This window comes from Micromonospora sp. NPDC000316, from assembly GCF_042898885.1.
In the GTDB taxonomy this organism is placed as follows: Bacteria; Actinomycetota; Actinomycetes; order Mycobacteriales; family Micromonosporaceae; genus Micromonospora.
The window spans coordinates 82,865-106,027 of sequence record NZ_JBIAZG010000016.1; the positions used below are offsets into that span (position 1 = coordinate 82,865).

Annotated in this window: 19 protein-coding genes; 12 read left to right on the forward strand and 7 right to left on the reverse strand. The window is 70.8% G+C overall.

Annotation, left to right across the window (positions count from 1 at the left end; all coding sequences use genetic code 11):
- Positions 1 to 133: 133 nt before the first annotated feature.
- On the forward strand, positions 134 to 1,213 hold the full coding sequence (locus ACFY2Q_RS24910) for a phosphotransferase family protein (protein WP_387133999.1): 1,080 nt from the start codon (positions 134 to 136) through the stop codon (positions 1,211 to 1,213).
- Positions 1,213 to 2,424, forward strand: coding sequence for an acyl-CoA dehydrogenase family protein (locus tag ACFY2Q_RS24915; RefSeq protein WP_387134001.1), 1,212 nt, complete (start codon positions 1,213 to 1,215; stop codon positions 2,422 to 2,424). The genes ACFY2Q_RS24910 and ACFY2Q_RS24915 overlap by 1 nt, the downstream gene beginning before the upstream one ends.
- Positions 2,425 to 2,469: 45 nt before the next feature.
- Here the strand turns inward: ACFY2Q_RS24915 and ACFY2Q_RS24920 are convergent, their stop codons facing one another.
- The 6 genes from ACFY2Q_RS24920 to ACFY2Q_RS24945 all read right to left on the reverse strand — a co-directional run bounded on the left by ACFY2Q_RS24920 (position 2,470) and on the right by ACFY2Q_RS24945 (position 9,163).
- Complete coding sequence (locus tag ACFY2Q_RS24920; protein WP_387134003.1) at positions 2,470 to 3,516, reverse strand: LacI family DNA-binding transcriptional regulator; 1,047 nt, start codon at positions 3,514 to 3,516, stop codon at positions 2,470 to 2,472.
- Between the two features lie 82 nt (positions 3,517 to 3,598).
- On the reverse strand, positions 3,599 to 5,023 hold the full coding sequence (locus tag ACFY2Q_RS24925) for a GH1 family beta-glucosidase (protein ID WP_387134005.1): 1,425 nt from the start codon (positions 5,021 to 5,023) through the stop codon (positions 3,599 to 3,601).
- Positions 5,020 to 5,922 (reverse strand): carbohydrate ABC transporter permease, encoded by a 903-nt coding sequence (locus ACFY2Q_RS24930; protein ID WP_387134007.1) that lies wholly within the window; start codon positions 5,920 to 5,922, stop codon positions 5,020 to 5,022. Before ACFY2Q_RS24930 ends, ACFY2Q_RS24925 begins: the two co-directional genes overlap by 4 nt.
- Positions 5,923 to 5,935: 13 nt before the next feature.
- Positions 5,936 to 6,922: a carbohydrate ABC transporter permease gene (locus tag ACFY2Q_RS24935; RefSeq protein WP_387134009.1), complete on the reverse strand. Its 987-nt coding sequence runs from the start codon at positions 6,920 to 6,922 to the stop codon at positions 5,936 to 5,938.
- Positions 6,923 to 7,036: 114 nt separating this feature from the next.
- Entirely contained in the window at positions 7,037 to 8,344 is a 1,308-nt protein-coding gene (locus ACFY2Q_RS24940) for an ABC transporter substrate-binding protein (RefSeq protein WP_387134011.1), read from the reverse strand.
- A gap of 264 nt (positions 8,345 to 8,608) precedes the next feature.
- Positions 8,609 to 9,163: a plasmid pRiA4b ORF-3 family protein gene (locus ACFY2Q_RS24945; protein WP_387134013.1), complete on the reverse strand. Its 555-nt coding sequence runs from the start codon at positions 9,161 to 9,163 to the stop codon at positions 8,609 to 8,611.
- Positions 9,164 to 9,944: 781 nt separating this feature from the next.
- Here ACFY2Q_RS24945 and ACFY2Q_RS24950 point away from each other — a divergent pair.
- From ACFY2Q_RS24950 to ACFY2Q_RS24995, 10 genes are all read left to right on the forward strand, one after another.
- Positions 9,945 to 10,406: a hypothetical protein gene (locus tag ACFY2Q_RS24950; protein ID WP_387134015.1), complete on the forward strand. Its 462-nt coding sequence runs from the start codon at positions 9,945 to 9,947 to the stop codon at positions 10,404 to 10,406.
- Between the two features lie 184 nt (positions 10,407 to 10,590).
- Positions 10,591 to 11,337 carry a pyrimidine reductase family protein gene (locus ACFY2Q_RS24955; protein ID WP_387134017.1) on the forward strand — a complete coding sequence of 249 codons (747 nt, stop codon included), beginning with the start codon at positions 10,591 to 10,593 and terminating at the stop codon, positions 11,335 to 11,337.
- 211 nt (positions 11,338 to 11,548) lie between these two features.
- Complete coding sequence (locus ACFY2Q_RS24960) at positions 11,549 to 13,300, forward strand: ATP-binding protein (RefSeq protein ID WP_387134019.1); 1,752 nt, start codon at positions 11,549 to 11,551, stop codon at positions 13,298 to 13,300.
- Between the two features lie 17 nt (positions 13,301 to 13,317).
- Entirely contained in the window at positions 13,318 to 14,466 is a 1,149-nt protein-coding gene (locus tag ACFY2Q_RS24965) for an exonuclease SbcCD subunit D (protein ID WP_387134021.1), read from the forward strand.
- Complete coding sequence (locus ACFY2Q_RS24970) at positions 14,466 to 16,940, forward strand: AAA family ATPase (protein WP_387134023.1); 2,475 nt, start codon at positions 14,466 to 14,468, stop codon at positions 16,938 to 16,940. Before ACFY2Q_RS24965 ends, ACFY2Q_RS24970 begins: the two co-directional genes overlap by 1 nt.
- 55 nt (positions 16,941 to 16,995) lie before the next feature.
- Entirely contained in the window at positions 16,996 to 17,955 is a 960-nt protein-coding gene (locus ACFY2Q_RS24975; RefSeq protein ID WP_387134025.1) for a hypothetical protein, read from the forward strand.
- A gap of 16 nt (positions 17,956 to 17,971) precedes the next feature.
- The gene (locus tag ACFY2Q_RS24980) at positions 17,972 to 18,832 is read left to right on the forward strand and encodes a spermidine synthase (protein WP_387134027.1); all 861 of its coding nucleotides are present in this window, start codon (positions 17,972 to 17,974) and stop codon (positions 18,830 to 18,832) included.
- A gap of 115 nt (positions 18,833 to 18,947) precedes the next feature.
- Positions 18,948 to 19,640, forward strand: a complete 693-nt coding sequence (locus ACFY2Q_RS24985) for a sigma-70 family RNA polymerase sigma factor (protein WP_387134029.1) — start codon at positions 18,948 to 18,950, stop codon at positions 19,638 to 19,640.
- Complete coding sequence (locus tag ACFY2Q_RS24990; RefSeq protein ID WP_387134031.1) at positions 19,637 to 20,419, forward strand: anti-sigma factor family protein; 783 nt, start codon at positions 19,637 to 19,639, stop codon at positions 20,417 to 20,419. The genes ACFY2Q_RS24985 and ACFY2Q_RS24990 overlap by 4 nt, the downstream gene beginning before the upstream one ends.
- A 203-nt stretch (positions 20,420 to 20,622) precedes the next feature.
- Complete coding sequence (locus ACFY2Q_RS24995; protein ID WP_387134033.1) at positions 20,623 to 21,273, forward strand: hypothetical protein; 651 nt, start codon at positions 20,623 to 20,625, stop codon at positions 21,271 to 21,273.
- Positions 21,274 to 21,376: 103 nt separating this feature from the next.
- On the opposite strand, the gene ACFY2Q_RS25000 is transcribed toward ACFY2Q_RS24995, so the two are convergent.
- Positions 21,377 to 23,149 carry a stealth family protein gene (locus tag ACFY2Q_RS25000; RefSeq protein ID WP_387134035.1) on the reverse strand — a complete coding sequence of 591 codons (1,773 nt, stop codon included), beginning with the start codon at positions 23,147 to 23,149 and terminating at the stop codon, positions 21,377 to 21,379.
- Positions 23,150 to 23,163: the final 14 nt, after the last annotated feature.

Here is a 23,163-nt window from a genome sequence, read left to right on the forward strand (position 1 = left end):
CTCGGCGGGCCGGCGGGGGGCCGGCAGGATGGTCACATCCTGGTCGTTGGCCATTTCGCCCCTGTTGCAGAGGCATGTCCCGAGGGGAAAATCTGACCTTGACAACGTGAGCGGGCTGCCATGAACTAGTCGGATGAGTGATCCGGCCGTCGATGCGTTGCGGCCGGGCATGGTCCCGGCGTCCCCTGCCGGCCTCGATCTCGATCGACTCGCCGGCTATCTGGCGGAGCACCGACCCGAGTTGGCGGCGGGGCCGTTGCGGGCCCGGCTGATCGCGGGCGGCAAGTCCAACCTCACCTACCTGCTGCGCCTCGGCGAGCGTGAGGTGGTGCTCCGCCGGCCCCCGCTGGGGCACGTGCTGGCGACCGCGCACGACATGAGTCGCGAGTTCCGGGTCATCTCGGCGCTGGCGCCGACCGAGGTGCCGGTGCCCGACGCGCTGCTGCTCTGCACCGACCCCGACGTGATCGGCGCTCCCTTCTATCTGATGGAACGGGTGCACGGCGAGGTGTTCCGCACCCGCGCGCAGACCGACCCGCTCGGCGACGACCGACGCCGGGCCCTCGCCATGGCGATGATGGACACCCTCGCCGCCCTGCACAGCGTCGAGCCGGCCGCCGTCGGGCTCAGCGACTTCGGCCGTCCGGAGGGTTACCTGGCCCGGCAGGTCCGCCGCTGGGCCGGGCAGCTCGACCGTTCACGCAGCCGCGACCTGCCCGGCATCGACGAGCTGCGTGACCTGCTCGCGGCGACCGCACCGGAGGGCGCGAACGCCGGTCGGATCGTGCACGGCGACTACCGGCTGGACAACCTCCTCGCCTCGGCCGACCCGGTGGCGGTGCACGCGGTGCTCGACTGGGAGATGGCCACCCTCGGCGACCCCCTCGCCGACCTGGGGCTGCTGCTGACGTACTGGGACGTTCTGGGTGGCAGCGAGACGGCCGCCGGCAACCCGGTCGCCGACGGGCTCGGCCCGCGCGCCGGCTTTCCCACCGGCACCGAACTGATCGCCAGGTACGCCGGCCGCAGCGACGTCGATGTCGGGCCGCTGCACTGGCACGTGGCGCTTGGCTGTTTCAAGCTCGCGGTCATCTGCGAGGGCATCCACTACCGCCACACGCTCGGGCAGACGCTCGGCGAGGGCTTCGACCGGATCGGCGACATGGTGGCACCGCTGATCGCGCACGGGCTGACAGCTGCCAGGGAGCGGTGATGGACTTCGCCTACGACAGCCGGACCGAAGAGCTGCGCGACGAGCTGACCCGGTTCCTGACCGAGCACGTCTACCCTGCCGAGGCCGTGCACGCCGAGCAGGCGGCCACCGGCGACCCGTGGTCGCGTACCCCGGTGCTTGCCGAACTGAAGGCGGAGGCCCGCAAGCGCGGCCTGTGGAACCTGTTCCTGCCCGACCCGCGCTACGGCGCCGGCCTGACCAACCTCCAGTACGCGCCGCTCGCCGAACTGACCGGGCGCAGCCCGCACCTGGCACCGGAGGCGGTCAACTGCGCGGCACCGGACACCGGCAACATGGAGTTGCTCACCGAGTTCGGCTCGGACGCGCAGCGGGAGCGGTGGCTCATGCCGCTGCTGGAGGGTGAGATCCGCTCCGCGTTCTGCATGACCGAGCCGGACGTCGCCTCCTCCGACGCCACGAACATCGCCACCCGGATCACCCGCGACGGCGACGAGTACGTCATCAACGGCCGCAAGTGGTGGTCGTCCGGTGCGATGGACCCGCGCTGCGAGATCTTCATCGTGATGGGCAAGACCGACCCCACCGCCGACCGGCACCGCCAGCAGAGCATGGTGCTCGTCCCCCGGGACACCCCCGGTGTGACGGTGCGCAGGGGCATGACCGTCTTCGGCTACACCGACGGCACCCACGGCGGGCACGCGGAGATCGACTTCACCGACGTACGGGTGCCGGCAGAGAACCTCATCGGCGCCGAGGGCACCGGCTTCGCCATCGCCCAGGCCCGGCTCGGCCCGGGCCGCATCCACCACTGCATGCGGCTGATCGGCATGGCCGAACGGGCTCTGGAACTGCTCTGCCGCCGGGCCAACGAGCGGATCGCGTTCGGCAGGCCCCTCGCCGAGCAGGGCGTCGTCCGGGAGTGGATCGCCGAGTCACGGGTCCGCATCGAGCAGGCCCGCCTGCTCGTGCTCAAGACGGCCTGGCTGATGGACACCGTCGGCAACAAGGGCGCACACACCGAGATCCAGGCCATCAAGATCGGCACGCCGGCGATGGCGGAGTGGGTGATCGACAAGGCCATCCAGGGGTACGGCGGCGCCGGCGTCAGCCAGGACACCCCACTGGCCGCCCTCTGGGCGCAGTCTCGCACGCTGCGCCTGGCCGACGGCCCCGACGAGGTCCACCGCAACTCCCTGGCCAAACGCGAACTCCGCCGCTGGACCCAGTAACCCGCCCCTCCCCCACCCGGCCGCGTCCCCGCGGGTGGGTGGGGGTCAGGCGGAGGCTCGGTGGATCAGTTGCGTGTCCAGGAGGATGTGCGGGGCGGGGATGTCGTCGCCGCGGATGCGGGCGACCAGCAGACGGGCCATCTGCCGGCCCATCTCCTCCACCGGCTGGAAGACCGTGGACAGCGGCGGGTCGGCCTGCCGCGCGATCGGCGCGTCGTCGAAGCCGATCACCGCGACGTCCTCGGGCACCCGCCGACCGGCCTCACGCAGGGTCCGCAGGGCGCCGAACGCCATCAGGTCGGACGCGACGAATACCGCATCCAGGTCCGGGCAGGCTTCCAGGAGCCGGCGCATGGCGCTCGCGCCGCTCTCCTCGCTGAAGTCGCCGTACGCGATCAGGTCGGGGTTGACGCCGCCCCCGGTGGCCTTGACGGCCTCGGTGTAGCCGGCCAACCGGGCCAGGCCGACGCCCATGTCCTGCGGGCCGGCGATGGTGGCGATCCGACGCCGCCCCCGCCCCGTCAGGTATTCCACTGCCTGCCGGGCCCCGCCAACGTTGTCCACGTCGACGAACCAGGCCGGCTGCGCGCCGGGTTGCAGCATCCGGGCCGGCCGGCCGCCGAGCACGGCGGGCAGGCCCCGATCCTCCAGCAGGGTCGGCAGCGGGTCCGAGTCGTGCAACGACAGCAGGAGTACGCCGTCGACGTGCTGGTTGGTCAGGTGGTGCTCGACGCGCTCGCGCTCCACCGGCGACTGGGCCATCGCCAGCCAGAGCTGCATGGGTGTCTCCAGCAGCCCGGAGCTGATCCCCCGCACGATCGCGGCGAAGAACGGCTCGGTGAAGACCCGCTCGCCCGACTCGGACACCACAAGCGCGACGGAGTCGGTGCGCTGGGTGACAAGCGCGCGGGCCGCCCTGTTCGGGACGTACCCCAGCTCGGCGATGGCCTGTTGGACCGCGGCCCGGGCCTCCGGGCTGACCTGGGGCGAACCGTTGACCACGCGGGAGACCGTGCCCCGACCCACGCCGGCTCGCGCCGCGACCGCGTCGAGGGTCGGGCGCCCGAGCGACCGGGTGCGCTGCGTTGTCATCGTCTGCTCCTCCGACGGCGGGCGGGCCCGGTGCCACCAGCGGAAGGTGGACACCAGGACCGCCCTGATGGCTGGCCCGAGCCTATTGTGCGGCCAGACCGTTGCGTCGGATCACCGAGGCGTACCACCTGGCGCTGGACTTGGGAATGCGGACCTGACTGTCGTAATCGACATGGATCATGCCGAATCGCTTGGTGTAACCCCAGGCCCACTCGAAATTATCCATCAACGACCAGGCGAAGTATCCCCGCAGGGGCACCCCCGCATTGATCGCCTCGTGCGCGGCCCGCAGGTGGGCCTCGAAGTAGGCGAGCCGGTCGAGGTCGTCGACCTGCCCGTCGACGACCTCGTCCACGAAAGCGGAGCCGTTCTCGGTGACGTACAGCGGCAGGTCGGTGTAGTCGTCGTGCACCCGGCGCAGCGTCTCGGTCAGACCGGGGGCGTCGATCTCCCAGCCCATGTCGGTGACCGGAACGCCCCGGGTGACGAAGCGGACGTCCTCGCTGCCCGGCCAGCACGAGGGGGCCGGATCGGCCTCGACGCCCTCGACAGCGGCGGCGACCACGTGCCGGCTGTAGTAGTTGACCCCGACCATGTCCAGCGGCGTGGCGATGGTCGCCAGATCACCGTCGCGCACGTGGTCGAAGTCGGTCACCGCGCGCAGGTCGGCCACCAGATCCCGGGGGTACGACCCGCGCAGCAGCGGGTCGAGGAAGAAGCGGTTGGCCAGCCCGTCGATGCGCCGGGCCGCGTCCACGTCGGCGGGCGCGTCACTTGCCGGGTCGACCGGGTAGAGGTTCACCGTCACGCCCACCTCGGCGTCCGGCCGGGTGGCCCGCAACGCCTGCACCGCCAGGCCGTGGCCGAGCATCAGGTGGTGCCCGGCCCGGACCGCGTCCGCCCCGTCGGTACGGCCGGGCGCGTGCACGCCCGAGCCGTAGCCGAGGAACGCCGAGCACCACGGCTCGTTGAGCGTGGTCCAGTAGCGCACCCGGTCGCCGAGCGCGTCGGCGACAAGCGTCGTGTAGTCGGCGAACCGCGCCGCGGTGTCCCGGGCCGGCCAGCCACCGGCGTCCTCGAGCGGCTGCGGCAGGTCCCAGTGGTAGAGGGTCAGCCACGGCTCGATGCCCTTGGCCAGCAGCTCGTCGACAAGCCGCCGGTAGAAGTCCAGGCCGCGCTGGTTGGCCGCGCCGGTGCCGCCGGGCTGCACCCGCGGCCAGGAGACCGAGAAACGGTACGACTTCAGGCCCAGCTCGGCCATCAGCGCGACGTCGTCACCGACCCGGTGGTAGTGGTCGCAGGCCACGTCACCGGTGTGCCCGGCGACGACCCGACCCTCGGTGTGGCTGAAGGTGTCCCAGATCGACGGGGTACGGCCGCCCTCGGTCGCCGCCCCCTCGATCTGGTACGCGGCGGTCGCGGCCCCCCACAGGAAGCCGGGTGGAAAGGTCAACCCGGGCCGGTCGTCGAGGACACCGACGGCGGGCGGGCTGGCGGGGTTGCTCACGACTTGACGGCACCTTCCATGATCCCGCCGATGATCTGGCGGCCGAACAGAACGAACACGACAAACAGCGGAAGGGTGGCGATCAACGTACCCGCGAAGATCTGGGAATTGTCCGCGAAGTACGCCGTGTTCAGACTGCGCAGCGAGATCTGCACTGTCGGGTTGGCCGGGTCGGCCAGCACCACGAACGGCCAGAAGAACTGGTTCCACTGCTCCATGAAGGTGAGCAGGCCGAGCACCGCCGCCGCGGGTCGCAGCGCCGGCACCACCACGTGCCAGTAGACACGCCAGGTGGAGCAGCCGTCGACCCGGGCCGCCTCGATCAGCTCGTTGGGCACGGCCTGCTCGGCGTACTGACGCATCATGAAGATGCCGAAACCGCCGATCAGGAACGGCACGGTCACCGACGGCATGGTGTTCAGCCATTCCAGCTTGGCCATCAGGATGTACAACGGCAGCACGCCGAGCTGGATGGGAATCATCATCGAGGCGAGGATGATGAGCAGAAAGGCGTTCTTGCCCCGGAACTTCAGTTTCGCGAACGCGAACCCGGCGAGCGAGCCGAAGAAGACGGTCGCCACCGTGATCGTGCCGGACACGAGGAACGAGTTCATCAGGCCCTTGACGATGTTCGCGTCGCCGTTGTCGAGCACCCGCTGGATGTTCTCGCCCAGCTTTCCGCCGGGCAGGAACGGCGGCGGCCAGGAGTTGGCCGCGTCGCTGGTCCGCGAGGCGATGACGATCATCCAGTAGAACGGGAAGAGCGACAGGATCACGCCGAAGACGAGCCCGACCCAGGTCAGGGGGCTCGCCGTCCAGAGCTTCTCCGCCCGGTGGCGGATGCCGGTACGCGCGGTCGGCGGCTGCGCCGCCGGTGGTCGCAGAGTGGTCATGGTCATGGGTGCGCCACCCTCACTTGTCGGAGCTGATTCGGCGGGCCAGCAGGTAGTTGAGCAGTGAGACGGATGCGATAAGCACGAAGAGCACCAGGGCGACGGCGCCCGCGTACCCCCACCGGAACCGCTGGTTCATCACGTCCAGCAGGTACATGGTGATCGTCTGGAACTGCCCCTCCGAGCCACCGGAGAGTGCGCCCGAGCCACTTGTGAACATGAGCGGCTCGGTGAAGAGCTGCAGACCGCCGATCGTCGAGATGATCAGCGTGAAGATGATGGTGGGGCGCAGCTGGGGAATGGTGATCGACCAGAACTGCCGACGCCGGGAGGCCCCGTCGAGGGCTGCGGCCTCGTACATGTCCTTGCTGATCGACTGCATCGCCGCGAGGTAGATCAGGGCGTTGTAGCCCACCCACCGCCAGTCGACCATCGTGGAGATGGCGAACCAGGAGGCGAAACGGTTGGCCCGCCAGTCGATGGGGCCGACGCCGACCTGGTCGAGCAGCCAGTTCACCAGACCGAACTCGCGGGCGTAGATCATCGAGAAGATGAGCGCCACCACGGCGGTCGAGGTGATGATCGGCATGGCGATGGCCAGCCGGAAGAACATCTGGCCACGGATACGCCGGTTCAGGGCGTTGGCCAGCAGCAGGGCGATGAGCAGCTGCGGAATCGTGGACATGAGGAACATCCCGAAGGTGTTCACCACGGCGTTCCAGAACTGCGGGTCGTTCGTGAACAGCTCGACGAAGTTGTCCACGCCGACGAAGCTGATCGTGGCGTTCAGCGGTGACCTGTCGGTCATCGCGATCCAGAACGTGTAGACGATCGGGTAGACGCCGAAGATCGCGAAGAGCACGAAGAACGGCAGGACGAAGACGTACGGGGTCAGGCGCAGGTCCAGCCGGTTCAGTAGCCGGCCACGCTGCGGGGAGTGCCGCGGGGCGGGCCGCGGCCCACGGCCCGGTGCGGCAGGCGGCGCGGTGGTCTTCAGAGAGCTCATGAACGGTCCTTCACACTTGGCGGCGCCGTCGCCGGTGCCGCGGCAGGGCGTTCCGACGCGGGTTCACGGGTGGTGCCGGAGTCCGGCACCACCCGTGAGCGCGTCGACAGCCGGTTACTTGCCTGCTGCCTCGCCGTTCTTCACCGCGTCCTGCCAGGCCGCCTCGGCGGCCTTGCCCTGCTCGACACTGCGCAGCGCGTTCTCGACCGCGTCGCGGACCGCCTGGTTCTTCGGGCCGAGGTAGACCGGCTTCAGCTCCTTCGCGCCAGCGGCGAAGATCTTGCCGATCGGCGCCCCGCTGAAGTACTCGTTGGTCGCGGCGAGCACGGCCGGGTCCTCGAGGGCCTGCGGCGACGAGGGCAGGTTACCGACCTTCTTGAACGCCTCGGTCTGGCTCTTGGCGCTGGTCAGGAACTTGGCCAGCTCCGCGGCCTCCTTCTGGTGCTTGCTGGACTTCGGCACGGCCAGCCAGGAACCGCCCCAGTTGCCGCCGTTGCCGGGGGCCTTGGCCACGTCCCACTTGCCGGCAGCCGCGTCGCCGGCCTGCCCCTTGATGACACCTGTCATCCACGCCGGGCAGCCGATGGTGGCGAAGCTGCCGTTCTTGAAGCCGGCGTTCCACTCGTTGGAGAAGCTCTTGAGGTTGTTCGACAGACCAGCGGCGGTCATCTTGGTGGTCAGGTCGAAGGCGGCCCGCACGTCCGGGTTCTGTCCGACGGAGAGCTTGTTGCTCTTGTCGAAGTAGGTGTAACCGCTGCCCTCGCCGGCCTTCTGCATCAGCACGATGTTGTAGAAGTTGGTCGCCGAGTCGACGAACTTGTGCTTGCTGTCGGCGGCGACGAACTTCTGCCCCTGGGCGATGAACTCGTCCCAGGTCGGCCAGAGGGCGCCGACCTGCTCGCGGTCGGTGGGCAGGCCGGCGGCCTTGAAGAGGTCGGTGCGGTAGCAGACGGCCATGCCGCCGACGTCGGTGCCGAGACCGAGCACCTTGCCGTCCGGCGTGAGGCCACCCTCCCACTTCCAGGGCAGGAAGTTGGCCTTGAGGTCGTTGGCGCCGTGGTCGGCCAGGTTCACGAACTTGTCGGCCTGCGCGAAGAACTGCACGATCGTGCCCTCTTCGAGGGCGACGACGTCGCCGGCGCCCGCGCCGGCGGTGATCTGCTGCGTCAGCCGGGTGTTGTAGTCGCCCAGGCCCAGGCCCTTGCCGCGCTCCTGGATGGTGACGTTCGGGTGCTCCGACTGGTACTGCTTGTAGAGCTCCTCGTACCCGAAGCCCTGGTCGCCGAAGACGTCGACGACCAAAGTGACCTTGTCGTCCGTCCCGGACGACGAATCGCTTCCGCCGCAGGCGGTTGCCGCGGCGAGCACGGCGACGGACGCCAGCGCGACCGCCGCAAAGCGGCGACGTGAGGTGACGCTCATCCTGACCCCTCTCAAGTGGTGAGGCTTGGTGGTGCGTGTGTGGCGGGGGATGCTGCTGCGCCCCTGGTGTCGCCCGACGAAGGCCGTGGCGTCGCGGGGGGAGCTCTAGGAGATATCCGTCACTCCCCCGGGAGCGCTCCCATGAGATTGCCGGGGTGCCCTTGGGGTGTCAATAGACCAATGGGAGCGTTCCCAGATCGTTACCGGCCTGTTTCGGCCGGGCACCCAGGGCGGCCGTTGCCTGGTGGAACCGGCGGCACCGGATCAGCAGAAACGGCGCAGCAATGTGGTCGTACGGTCGGGGTCGAAGCGGGACGGGTCGTAGCCGACACCCGCCCAGTCCCGCAGCAGGGCGTACTGCGGGTCGGCCAGGACATCCGGATCGTCGAGCGCGATCAGCAGCGCCTGATGGCCCGCCGGCCCGCCGATCCCCTCCGGCGGGCAGGCCCGCTCACCGTCCATACAGACCGGGTACCGCTCGTCCGGGTCCGCGGTCAGCGCGTCCTCGACGACCAGGTCGTGCTCCCACCAGTCACCGAAGTCGTACGTGTAGGTAAAGCGGCTGCCCTTGCCGAGCACCGCGTCGAGCCGCACGTCCAGCTCGTCGTGCAGCGCCAACTCACCATCCGGGTCGGGCTCGCCGTACTGCACCCCGTCGATCTCGAACGAGTGCAGGTGGCAGTCGCGCCAACCCATCGCGTGCTGCACCACCCGGTGCAGCCGGTCCAGCGTGTAGCCGGCGGGAACGAGCACCCGACGCCACACCGGCGGGCGGCCGCCGGAGACGGACATCTTCAGCTGGAAGATCTGACGCGGCATGCTGTCCTGCCCTCCCGCGGCTTAGGCTGCGAGCATGATCTGCCGAGCGTGCCGGGCCCGGCGGCACGACGACTGCCCGGGCCGGAACTGGTGCGACTGCCAGCACCGTACCGCCCAACCGACCCCTCCGGTCACTGGTCCGGCCGGCGAATGACCGTCAGAATTCCGATTCGACGGCTCCGGCCCGAGCGGTGTGCGCGCCCGGCCACAGCCAACAGGTAAGGCGCACCGCCCTCGTCGGCACGTCGACGCGTGCGTCAGGTCGGACAACGCGCCGGCCCGAGCGGTCAAGCAATCGCGGCACTCCCGCCGGAACCCACAAACCCCTCGAGAACATCAGCCAAAAGACGGTCACGCGCACTGGTCACATAACCGCCCTTTATTGATCCTCATCCTAGGACAAGAAGACCATCGCCAAGGGCTGCATATGCGAACAGGCAGGGTCCCCAGTTGCGCAATCGGTGGAGCCGCTCAATTCCGGCGCGCAGGAGACTATTCGACGACAGCGCCGAACCGCCTACCGATGAACGATTCGAACGAAGCGGCGTGCGCCCGCAGGGCAGGCAGTGAATACGCTGCGGCCTGCACGAAACCAAAAGAGCCGAGTAACCAACACCCCCGCACTGGTCGCCCAATCTGACAACGCCGATCAGCCTGAAGATACACGACGTTGACCGGCGCTGCTGCCCCCCGATCAACGAACATTCGAGCGGGTTGACGACGTTCTGGCCGTGTGGGAGCGTACCCACCGATCGATGTAGTCGAACCAGAAGGAGATGCTGTGGCCCATCGCAAGATTGCGACCAAAGGCTTGCGGATCGCATTCGCTGCCATCATTACCGCCCCCCTGGCCGTCGCGCTCACCGCTACGCCAGCCCAAGCCATCTCGTGCAGTTCGCCGGATTCCGGGATCTGGGCGACAGTGAAAACCTTGCCCCATACGGTCAGCTCGCGGAGCCCGAGCGCCGTCACGGTGTTGTTGAGGAACGAACGCAACAACGACGAGAGCACCGCCCATGTGTCGGGAAATCTGGAAAGCGGCGACCGGGTCTGGGTGGAACGGAAGAGCGGCTCCACCTGGGAGCAGTGCCCCAAGACCAACATCACCGCCGGGAATGAGACCTACTGGACCGCGAAATACGCGGCAGGAAACGTCGGCACCTACATGCGTGCCTGCTTCGACTATCCGGTCTTGTCGTACCGAAACGTCGTCTGCACGGCCCAGTACTACGACGCCGACTGACGAGGTAACTGGTGGGGCGCCGGTGCGGGCAGATGTCCACGCGCCGGCGTTCCGCCATCTCAGCGATCTACCCTGGTGCCATGATCTGCCGAGCGAGCCGGTCGAGGCGACATGACGACTGCCTGACCCGGAACTGGTGCGACTGTCAGCACCGGATCACCGAACCCACCGGCCCGGCCGGCGGATGACCGTCGGAATCCCGATTCGACGGCTCTGGCCCGAGCCGTCGACGCAGCCGCTCGACGATGCAGCGCTGACCGGCCTTTACGCCCGCGCTGACCAGCCCAGACTCCGTGTCAACTTCGTCGCCAGCCTGGACGGCGCGGTCACTGTGGACGGCTACTCAGCCGGGCTCTCAGGTGCACCGGACAAGCGGGTGTTCGGCCTGCTGCGGATGCTCTGCGACGCGCTTGTGGTGGCCGCCGGCACCCTGCGACACGAGGGCTACCGGGCGGTGCGGCTCAACGAGACCCGCCGCGCCTGGCGGCAGGCCAACGGGCTTGCCGCGTACCCGACGCTTGTGGTCGTCTCCCGCTCCCTCGACCTGGACCCGGCGCAGGCGGCCTTCGCCGACGCGCCGGTCCGGCCGATCGTGCTCACCCACGCCGACGCCGAGCCGCCGCCCGGCCTTACCGACGTCGCCGATCTGCTGCGCTGCGGCACCGGGCGGGTCGACCTCGCCGCCGGCCTGGCCGAGCTGCACGGTCGCGGGCTGACCCAACTGCTCTGCGAGGGCGGCCCGCACCTGCTCGGTGCGCTCACCGCCGCCGACCTGGTCGACGAACTGTGCCTCACCGTCGCGCCACTGCTCGCCGGCCCCGGGGCCGGCCGGATCACCGCGGGCGACAGCAGCGCGCCCCGGCGCCTGCCGCTGCGGCACGTGCTCGCCGCCGACGACGGCGTCCTCATGCTCCGCCACGCCCGCCGGTGACGTCAGCCGGTCCACACGGCGCCCGGCGCCCACACGATCCGGTACCGCACGACGAGCCCCGTCACTATTTGTGGCCGCGCAACTGCGACGTGCCACCCTCGGGCCCGCGCATCGTGTCGTCCGCCGCGTCGCGTGGCAACCTGTCGCACTCCTCGGGCAGGATGCAGGTCATGCGCGCCGACAGTGATGCCCGAGCGACCCGAGTCGCCCGATGACCGACGCCGGCCCCGACAGCCCTGGCGAGGCGGTCGGGCGGGTGCTGGGCACCGCTGACGCCACCCCGTTGCAGTTCTGGACGGCCGTGGCGCCCGGCAGCTACCTCCAGCTCGACGACGTGGTGGTCACGCGCCGCGAGCTGCCCGACCGGGAGCCGGTGACGATCGCCGGGGTGGTCACCCAGGTCCGCGCCCGGCACGAGGGCGCCCAGTTCGAGTCCGACGTGTTCGCCATCGCCGACGGCACGCTGCCCGCGCAGGTGCAGGAGGCTGCCGAGATCACCACTACCCGTGTCGACCCGGAGCTGTACGTGCCGCCGACCCCTGGCGCGGTGGTGCACCGGGCCGAGGGCGACGCCCGCGCACGCGCGCTGCACTTCGACCGGATGGAGCGGCGCATCCCGATGGGCATGGGCCGCGACGGGGTGCCGGTCTACCTCAATGCCGACTTCCTCGACGGCAGCCGTGGCGCGCACGTGTCGATCTCCGGCATCTCCGGGGTCGCCACCAAGACCAGTTTCGCCACCTTCCTGCTCTACTCGGTGTTCCGCTCCGGGGTGCTCGGCGGCGACGCGGTAAACGCCAAGGCGCTGATCTTCAACGTCAAGGGTGAGGACCTGCTGTTCCTCGATCACCCCAACACCCGGCTCGACGAGCCGACCCGCGCGGCGTACGCGAGGCTCGGGCTGAGCGCCGGCGCGTTCCCCGACGTGCGGGTGTACGCGCCGCCCCGGGTCGGTGACGCGGCCGGCACGCCGGACGTGAGCAGCCGGCTCACCGGGGTCGACAGCTTCTACTGGACGCTCGCCGAGTTCTGCGCCGACCGCCTGCTGCCGTACGTGTTCGCCGACGCCGACGACGAACGCCAGCAGTACACGATGGTGGTGCACTCGGTCACCGCGCACCTGGCCCGCTACGCCCAGCCGGCCGACGGCGGGGTGAGCATCGACGGGGTGCGACTCGGCTCCTACGGCGACCTGGTCGACCACATCGTCGACCAGCTCAACGACGACGAGACCCGCTCCGACTGGGCGGGCAGCGCGGTCGGCCTGGGCACCGTCAACGCGTTCGCTCGCCGGTTGATCGGCAGTAAGAAGGACCTGGCCCGGCTGATCCGCGGCGACCTGGCCACCCGCCGGCCGCACTCGATCAACACGAGTGAGTCGGCGCAGGTCACGGTGGTCGACCTGCACAACCTTCCGGACCGCGCGCAGCGGTTCGTGGTCGGTGTGACGCTCAAGAGCGAGTTCGAGCGCAAGGAGAAGTCGGGCACCGCCAAGCCGCTGCTCTTCGTCGTCCTGGACGAGCTCAACAAGTACGCCCCTCGCGAGGGCTCCTCCCCCATCAAGGAGGTGCTGCTCGACATCGCCGAGCGGGGCCGCTCGCTCGGGGTGATCCTGATCGGCGCGCAGCAGACGGCGAGCGAGGTGGAGCGGCGCATCGTCACCAACTCGGCGATCCGGGTCGTCGGCCGGCTCGACCCGGCCGAGGCGTCCCGCCCGGAGTACGGCTTCCTGCCGCCTGCCCAGCGGCAGCGGGCGTTGCTGGCCAAGCCGGGCACCATGTTCGTCAACCAGCCGGACATCCCGGTGCCGCTCTGCCTGGAGTTCCCGTTCCCAGCGTGGGCGACCCGGGTCTCCGAGGCCGGCCGGGCACCATCGGAGACTCTGCGCTCGATCACCCAGTCCGCCGACCCGTTCGCCGTGGTGGGCTCCGGCGGCGGCACCGACGACGACATCCCGTTCTAGGTAAGGCCGGTGCAACTGTGAAGATCCTGCACACCTCCGACTGGCACGTGGGGAAGGTGCTCAAGGGTCAGTCCCGGGCCGAGGAGCACAAGGCCGTGCTGGCCGGGGTGATCGACATCGCCCGCGCCGAGCAGCCCGACCTGGTGATCGTCGCCGGTGACCTCTACGACACGGCCGCGCCCAGCTCCGAGGCGACCCGACTGGTGACCCGGGCGTTGACCGCGCTGCGCCGCACCGGCGCGGACGTGGTGGCGATCGGCGGCAACCACGACAACGGCCCCGCGCTCGACGCGCTGCGGCCGTGGGCCGAGGCCGCCGGCATCACGCTGCGCGGTGGCGTACGGGAAAATCCGGCCGAGCACATCATCGACGGCACCACAGCCGGCGGCGAACGGTGGCAGCTCGCCGCGCTGCCGTTCCTGTCCCAGCGGTACGCGATCCGCGCGCTGGAGATGTACGAGCTGACCGCTGCGGAGGCCAACCAGACGTACGCCGACCACCTGGGTCGGGTGCTGGCCCGGCTCACCGAGGGCTTCACCGAGCCGGACCGGGTGCACCTGGTCACGGCACACGTCACGGTGACCGGGGCTGCCGCCGGTGGTGGCGAGCGGGACGCGCACACGGTGCTCGGCTACGCGGTGCCGGCCACCGTCTTTCCCTCCACCGCGCACTACGTGGCGCTGGGCCACCTGCACCGGGCGCAGCGCGTCGAAGGGCCGTGCCCGGTGCGCTACAGCGGCAGCCCGCTCGCTGTCGACTTCGGCGAGCAGGAAAACGTCCCGTCGGTGACGCTTGTCGAGGTGACCGCCACCACCGCCGCCCGGGTCCGGGAGGTGCCGGTGACGGCGGCGAGCGCGCTGCGCACCGTGCGGGGCACCCTGGCCCAGCTCGCCGAGATCGAGGCACCGGACGCGTGGCTGCGCGTGTTCGTGCGGGAGCAACCCCGCGCCGGCCTGCGCGAGGAGATCCAGGAGATGCTCCCCCGGGCACTGGAGATCCGGATCGACCCGGAGTTGCTCGCCGCGCCGGGCAGTGGCGCCCGCATCGCGCAACGCTCGGGGCGTTCGCCCCGCGAGTTGTTCGCCGACTACCTGGACAGCCGGGGGCACTCCGACGAGGGCGTCCGGGAACTCTTCGACGAGCTCTTCGAGGAGGTCGAGCACTGATGCGTCCGATGCGGTTGGACATGGCCGGTTTCACGGTCTTCCGGGACGAGACGACAGTCGACTTCACCGACGCCGACTTCTTCGCCCTGGTCGGCCCGACCGGTTCGGGCAAGTCCACGGTGCTGGATGCCATCTGCTTCGCGCTCTACGGCATGGTGCCCCGCTGGGGTGGCCCGCGAGGGCTGGCCAACGCGCTCGCGCCGTCGGCGACCGAGGCCCGGGTGCGCCTGGTCTTCGAGTCCGGCGGTGCCCGGTACGTGGCGACCCGTGTGGTCCGCCGGGACGGCCGGGGCAACGTCAAGACCGCGAACGCCGGGTTGCAGCTGATGCCTGCCGGTTTCGACGTGACAAAGCTCGACACCGGCTTGAGCCCGGACGATCTCGGTGAGGTGGTCGCCGGCACGCCTGCCGAGATGGAGCAGGCGGTGCTGGAGGCGGTGGGGCTGCCGTACGAGCAGTTCACCAGCTGCGTGGTGCTGCCGCAGGGGCAGTTCGCCGATTTCCTGCACGCCAAGCCGGCGACCCGGCAGCAGATCCTGGTAAACCTGCTCGGCCTCGGCGTCTACGAGGGCGTCCAGAAGAAGGCGACGGCGCGTGCCGCGCAGGCGGAGGCCCGGCTGGAGGCGGTCGACCAGTTGCTCGCCGGCCTGACGGGTGTGGACGACGAGGCGTTGGCCGAGGCCGACGCCCGGGTCGACCGGATGATCGAGTTGGCCGGCGCGGTGGCCGCTGCCGTTCCGGAGCTGGCGGCGGCCCGCTCGCGGGCTCGGGAGGCGGCGGCGGCGTTGACCGCGCTTGACGACGAGCTGACGGTGCTGACCGGGATCAAGGCGCCGCGCGGGGTGGCCGAGGTTGCCCGAGCAGTTGTCGAGGCACGGGCCGAGGCCGAGGCGGCCGCAACAGGCGTTTCGCTTGCCGAGGAGCGGGAGGAGAAGCTGCGCGGCGAGCTGGCCGGCGCCGGGGACGAGAGCGCGCTACGGCTGCAGCTGCGGGCGTACGACGACAGGGAAGCAGTGACCGGCGAGGCCGAGACGGTCCGCGCGAGGGTGAGCGCCGCGCACGACGAGCACCGCGCGGCGGTGGCCGCGCTTGCCGCCGCCCGCGCCGACGCCGAACGGGCCGACGCCGAGCTGGAGGCGGCCTTCCAGGCGCACGAGGAGGCGAAGGCCACCGACCTGGCGGTCAGCCTGCGGGTCCACCTGCATCCGGGCGCGCCGTGCCCGGTCTGCGAGCAGACGGTGGCCGAGGTGCCGGCGGTGCCGGCCGACTCGGCGGTGGCCGCCGCCACGGCGGCCGGCAAGGCGGCGCGAGCCGCTACCAAGGCCGCCCAGGCGTTGGTGCAGCAGCGGGACGCGGCGGCACGGGACCTGGAACGGTTGCTGGTGCAGGCCCGTGCCCGGCAGGAGCAGTTGGACGCCCGGCTGGCCGACCTCGACGGGCAGCTCGCCGGCGCGGCCGAGCCGGCAGTGCTGCGCCGGGAGTTGGCCGAGCACGCCCGGCTGCGGCGCGCCCTGGAGGAGGCGGCGACGGCCGTGCGCGCCGGCCGGGACAGCGCCCGCAAGGCCCGCGCCGGGGTGGACGCCGCAGAGGAGCGGTTGCGCGCCGCCTGGCGGGGTTTCGACAGCGCCCGCGACGGGTTGGCGCGGTTCGGCCCGCCCGCCACCGACCGGGACGACGTGGCAGCCGCGTGGACGGCGCTGACCGGCTGGGCGAGCGCCGAGGTGGACCGCCGCCGCGCCGACCGGGCCGCTCGGGCCGCCGTCGTCGCCGAGGCCGAGGCGGCTGCCGACGTTGTGCAGCAGGGCATCGCGGGCATCTTCGCCGCCGCCGACGTGCCGGTCGCCGACGATCCGGTGCATGCCGCGACGGTGGCGGTGGAGCGGGCCGAGGCCGACAGGCGTCGGCTGGCCGAGCGGCGCGAGCAGGCCGGGACGCTACGCGAGCAGCGGGCCGAGCACGAGCGGGAGGCGCAGGTGGCACGCGCGCTCGCCGGGCACCTGCGGGCCAACAACTTCGAGCGGTGGCTGCTGGCCGAGGCGTTGGACCTGCTTGTCGACGGCGCGTCGGGGATCCTGCGGGAGTTGTCCTCCGGGCAGTACGAGCTGGTGCACGACAAGGGTGAGTTCTTCGTGGTCGACCAGCACGACGCCGGGCTGCGTCGGGGTGTGCGCACCCTGTCCGGCGGTGAGACGTTCCAGGCGTCGCTGGCGTTGGCCCTCGCGCTCTCCGAGCAGTTGGCCGGCATGTCGACGACAGCGGCGAGCCTGGAGTCGATAGTCCTGGACGAGGGTTTCGGCACCCTTGACGCGGCCACTCTGGACACGGTGGCCGCGACCCTGGAGAGCCTGGCTGCCCGGGGTGACCGGATGGTCGGGGTGGTCACCCACGTCCCGGCTCTGGCCGAGCGCATCCCGGTCCGCTTCGAGGTCCGCAAGGACGCCCGTTCGGCGCGCGTCGAGCGGACGGGCCGGTGAGCGCGAGGATTGCAGCGCAGCGGAGCCCCGCAGTCGCGAACGAAAGGCAGGGCGCGTGAGCGACGCGACGTTCTTCGTCGACTCGTGGGATCCGGCGTACGGTGCGTCGTTCGAGGCGTCCGCGTCGGGGCCGGCGACGCCGAGCAGCGCGCAGGTCGACGCGGACGTGGAGTTGCCGGCCGTGGACTGGCGGGCGATCGGGGTACGCGCGGACGTGCGGTCGCCGGACGTGGTGTTGTTGGTCGACGGGGTCCGCCGGATCGACGCGAGCATCTGGACGGCCGAGGCCGACGGCGGGTCGTTCCCGGGGGTGGCCGCCTCGTACGCGGCCGGGGTGGTCCGCTGCGACCTGGGTCGGGGTGCGGCGCAGCTGGCCGGGACCCAGGTGGGCCGAGGTCTGTTCACGGCGAGTCCGTCGGCGCAGGACGTGGTGGCGGGGGCGATTCGTTACCCGGTGCACCGGGTGGGCGGCACCGGTGAGCTGGCGAAGTTGCCGGCCGCCGTGCAGGGCCCGTTGACCGCGTTGGAGGTGGCGGTGTCCGACGCCGCACGGGTCGACGGTGACCTGTTGGTGGTGGACGGCCCGTTGCGCAGCCGCCGGCAGTTGCCGCGGACGCTGGGCTACATCAAGACCCAGCACAGCCAATATCTGGATGCCCGGTTGACGGCTGTGGTGACCGGCATGGCGTCCGGTGAGCGTTCGCCTGTGTTCCGGCTAGGCACGGCCTGGGGCGGCTGGTCGTGGTATCTGCGGCTGCCGGTTGCCGTCGGGGCGCCGTGGGCGGGCATCGTCCGGGTGGAGTGTTCGGCCGACCTGCCCGTCGAGTCGGCGATCGAGCTGGCCGACCTGTCGCTTGTCACACTGCCCCGGTTCGCGTCCACTCCGTACAAGGATCCGCGCGCCCCGCAGAACCTGATCCCGATCGCCGGTCTGGAGCGTCGCCTGCGGGCGCTGCTGGGCGATTCCCGGCTGCTGCACCGCGCGTTGAGCGCCGCGGCTCGCGTCGGCCGCTGAGCGAGGGCTTGTCGCGATGGGGCGTAAGCGGGCGGGTGACGACAGGCTGGTCGAGCAGGTGGACACCGGGCAGGCCGAGCTGGTGCCGTCCCCGGACCGACCCGGTTCGTGGACGTTGCTGCTGGACGGCGCCCCGCAATCGCACGTCGACCTGACCGACCCCACCCATCTGGAGTTCGAGTACGTCCGGCGGCTGGGCGCCGCTCTGGACCTGATCGCGCCGGCCGGCGAGCCGCTGCGGGTGCTGCACCTCGGTGGTGGCGCGTTGACCCTGCCCCGGTACGTGTCGGCCACCCGGCCCGGCTCCACCCAGCGGGTGTCCGAGGTGGACGGTGCGTTGGTGGAGTTGGTGCGTCGGGCGCTGCCCTGGCCGGCCGACACCCGGCTGCGGGTCCGCGTCGAGGATGCGCGGGCTGTGCTGGCCTCGACCCGGGACGCCAGCTACGACGTGGTGGTCGCCGACGTCTTCGCCGGTGCCCGTACCCCGGCGCATCTCACCTCCATTGAGTACGCCGCCGAGGTGGCCCGGGTGCTCCGCCCGGCGGGCTGGTATCTGGCGAACCTGGCCGACGGCCCGCCGCTGCGGCACGCACGTGGTCAGGTCGCCACGGTCCGCGCGGTGCTGCCGCAGGCGTGCCTGGTCGGCGACGCGGCGGTGCTGCGGGGCCGCCGGTACGGCAATCTGGTGCTTGTCGCCGGCCGGTCCACTCCCCCGGTGCCGGAGTTGACCCGGCGGGCGGCCGGCGACTGGTTCCCCGGCCGGGTGGTGGCCGGCGACGAGTTGGACCGCTTCGCCGGTGGCGCGGCTGTGGTGCACGACGCCGACGCGACCGGCTCGGATCCGCCGCCGCCGGGCCTGTTCTCCGTGCGTCGCTGACGGCGCCCCAGAACTTTTTCCCGGGAATGTTGATCCGCTCGGCGCGCGGTTGCGTACCACCGGGCGGCCCGCCTCGTGGGGGCGGCGTTGGTCAACGGACATCCCGGAGGTCTGCATGCATGCGGTGGCGGCCGGTTGGCATGGCGACGCGGTTCGCGCAGACTGGTTGTCCGCGCGGTCGTCGTCGAGGCCGACTTCGTCTGCCCGCGGGGTCGACGCCCGCGCGTCGTCTCGCCAAAATGGTCCGGTGACGCCCCGACCGGCGCCCGGGCGCCACCAGGCGACGACAACCGAGGCCAGCCATTCCGACCAGTTGATCCGGTTGCTCTACGCGGAGCACGCCGGTCCGTTGCTGATGTTCGTCATGCGGCTCACCGGGGGGGACCGGCAGCGCGCGGAGGACATCGTTCAGGAGACGCTGCTGCGGGCCTGGCGCAACGCGCACCGTCTGGGCGCGCAGGGGCAGGGGTCGTTGCGGCCGTGGCTGGTCACCGTGGCCCGCCGGATCGCCATCGACGAGCACCGCAGCCAGGAGGCCCGGCCGCCGGAGACGTACGACCGGGACCTGACCGCGTTCGCCGAGGCGGACAGCACCGACCGGGTGCTCCGCACGATGACCGTGGCGGACGCGCTGCGTACGCTGAGTCAGTCGCACCGGGAGATCCTGATCTCGACGTACTTCCGGGGGCGGACGGTGCCGGAGGCCGCCGAGGAGTTGGGGCTTCCGTTGGGCACCGCCAAGTCGCGGGTCTACTACGCGCTGCGCGCGCTGCGCACGGCTCTGCAGGAGCGGGGGGTGACAGAATGAGCCGACCAGATCACATGGACGTCGCCGCATACGCGCTCGGCGTGCTCGACGAGCAGGACACCGAGCGGTTCGAGGAGCATCTCGCCGCGTGCTGGGCGTGCGCGGCCGAGTTGGAGACGATGGTGCCGGTGGTCGGCCTGCTCTCCGACATCGACGGCGAGACGATGATGGCGATGGAGCAGACCGCCACCGATCCGGCCCTGTTGGATCGGACGCTTGTCGCCGTCCGCGCCGACCGTCGGCGTACCCGATTTCGTCAGTTGCTCGCCACCGCCGCGGCGGTGGTGGTTTTCGGCGGTCTGACGGGGTACGGCTTCATGAGTGTGGCCGGCGACGAGGCGCCAGGGGTTCTCGCGGAGCCGTCGGCGGGCGCGCCGGCGAACGGTCCGCCGACGAGCGCGCCGACCGCCCCGCCGAGCGGCCCGGGTGTCGGCGGCACCGAGGAGGAGGGCGACCAGGTCGACGCCACCGATCCGACGACCGGCGTGCAGACGACCATGTTCCTTGTCGAGCGGGAGTACGGCACCCGCATCAACTTCAGTCTGCGGAAATTGCCTGGGCCACGGACGTGCCGGCTGGTGGTGGTACGAAAGAACGCCACCACCGAGGTCATCTCGACCTGGTCGGTGCCCGATGGTGGATACGGCACGAACAGCCGACCGCAGGGTCTCGAACTGAGTGCGTCGACGTCCGCTCCGGCGAGCGAGATCAAGCAACTCCAGGTGCAGTCGGTCGACAGCCACGGGGTGGCGAGCCCGCTGGTCACAGTGCCCATGTAAGGTTCCGTACCGAATCGGCGCTGGTCATTGTCTAATGGCCGGCGCCGATCCGTCTTTGGTGGGACAGGCCACGTGCAGGGCCATACGGATGGCCGTCGAATTCGGTTCAATGAATCCAAGTGAAATTGACCACTGTTACTACTTCAACCTTGACAGCCCGCCCGCCGTACCTATGGGTGAACTGCCAAGAATGAGGAGGGCACGTGGCACAGATGAAGCGGACCGTCATCCTGGTGAGCGCGATGGTCGCACTAACGGCCTGCGCCCCCGCGGGTTACGACGGGGCGAACACGAGCGCGGCCGAGCCGGTCGCCGTCGCTGCGGCCGAGCCCACCGCATCGGCTGAACCCGAGGCGTCGGCGTCCCCGGACGCGCCGGCCGCCGACGCGCCGCCGCCCGCGGACGTCGACCTGACCGAGAAGTTGATCGGTAAGAAGGTCGCCCGGATGGGCAGCGTCGTCACCGACCAGGACGGCTGGATCCTGTACCGCTTCGACAAGGACACCGCCGACCCGCCCGCGTCGAACTGCGTCGACAAGTGCGCGCAGGTCTGGCCGCCGGCACTTACCGACGGAAACCCGGAACTCACCGGGGTCTCCGACGACAAGGTCGGCAGCGTGACCCGGCAGGACGGCACCCGCCAGCTCACCATCGCCGGCTGGCCTGTCTACCGCTACATCGGCGACAAGAAGCCCGGCCAGTGGAAGGGCCAGGCCGTCGGCGGCACCTGGTTCGTGGTCCAGCCGGACGGCAAGAAGAACCTGAGCTGCCTGCCCACCTCCACGCCGAAGCCGGTCGCACCTCCGGCGGACAGCGGAGCGAGCGACGCCGGAGGTGGAGGTTACTCGTACTGATCCCGTCCACCACGAGGACACGATGGTCGGTCGCCGCCGGGGAGGGCGCGACCGGCCATCGTCATGCCCGGGAGGTCGGCATGCCGGTGGTGCGGCATCCTCGTCAGACCCGCTCCCACGGGCTCGGGACCGGAAAGTAGGTGTCCAGGAACGGGATGAGCAGCGCCAACTGGGCGGCCAGGTCCTCCTCGACGGAGTACGCGTCGTTGAGGCAGAACACCTGCCGGTCCCGGCGGGCCAGCAGGTGTGCGAGCCGGGCTGGTGTGTCCGGGTTGGACAGTTCCGCGATGGTGTACGACAGGTCCCCCGGCACCGCGCGGCCGGTGTGGAACGCGTAGTAGTGGTGCAGCGACGAGGCGATCGACAGATCGTTCATGCTGCGGAACTGGCTGGCAGCGGTTCGGCGGTACGGTTCGGGGAACGTCTGCTCGATCTCGTGGAGCACGCTGCGGCGCAGCGCGTGCGGCATGTGCTTCATCTTCCGGGTCAGCATCGTGCCGAACCGGCCGGCGATCAACGCGCGGTTGTTCTTTCCGGCCGCGGACGACGGGATGTCGTCGTCGGTGGGCGGGCCCGACGGCACCAGCGCCGGCGAGGGAAAGAACCGGGAGATGCCGTTGGCCAGGAAGAAGTCCTGGGGCAGCACCTCGGTGCCGAGGAAGACGTCGTCGTTGAAGTACAGGAAGTGCTCGGCGAGGCCGTCGATATGGTGCAACTGGCTCTCGATGGCGTGCGAGTTGTAGGTCGGCAGCGCTGTCGGATCGGCGAAGATCTCCCGGTGGCTGACCACCCGTAGACCCGGTGCGGTGTCGTCCAGCCACGTCGGCACCTGGTCGTCGGTCACCAGGTAAATGTGGCGCACCCACGGCGCGAACAGGTGCAGTGAACGCAGCGAGTAACGCAGTTCGTCCCGGCTGAGGAACCGCGCCGCGCTCGCCGCCTCGGCGTGGTACGGCACACCGGCCACCTCGGCCCGGCGGCGCAGCCAGGCCGGGTCGGTGCCGTCGACCCAGGTGTAGACGACGTCGATCGGGAAGGTGACGTCTTCGGGGCGGGGGGCGGCGAACTCCGGCCGGGTACGCACGGTCGCGGTGCTCGTGGGCGGGGCCAACGAGCTGAACAACGCCGGGGCTGCGGCGACCACTGCCGCGGTCAGCGGCACCTCCCCCGTCACCAGGTTGCGTCGGGGCGCGACGAGCCGGCCGTCCCGCCGGGTCCAGAACTCCACGTCGCACCCGTACGCGTGCCCCAGCACCAGGAGCCGTCGGGGTTCCGTCCAGTACCAGGTCACCCGGAGCACCGACGTGGTGGACAGGCGCCGCCACACCGACTCCTCGAAACCCGGTTCGGGGGGCCCTTCCTGCTCGTCACCGGCACCGAGGACCGCGCTCACGTAGCCGGGAACCCGGGCGCAGGCCGTCGCCAACGCGGCCAGCACCCTGTCCCGGTCGACGGCGTCCACCGCGACCACCGAGGACCGGTTCGACAGGCCACGAACGGTGAAGTAGGCGACGCCCGCCTCGTCGAGAGCCGCTGTCACCGTCGACAGGTTTGCCTGTTGCGCCGCGAGCGGGGTGATGTCCCGGCGCACCCGCGCAACCCGAGGGGCACGGTCGGCGGTCACCATGATCCGGTCCGACTCGGCCAGCAGATCGGGCTGCCGACGCGCCAGCCGCTCGGCCCGCCGCTCGCCCGCGCGATCGTCCCGCGAGGCTCGGGCGACCCACTGCTTCAGCTGGTACCGGGCGCGGGGGCTCACCTTCGTCGCGATCGCCCGTCGGGTCTGCGGGCTCAGCACCCGTCGGTAGACGTCGACGAACCGGGACGGCTCGGCGAGGGCCGGCTTGATCGGCGGCGTACGCCTCTGCTCGGTCATCGCCTGTCCTTCCC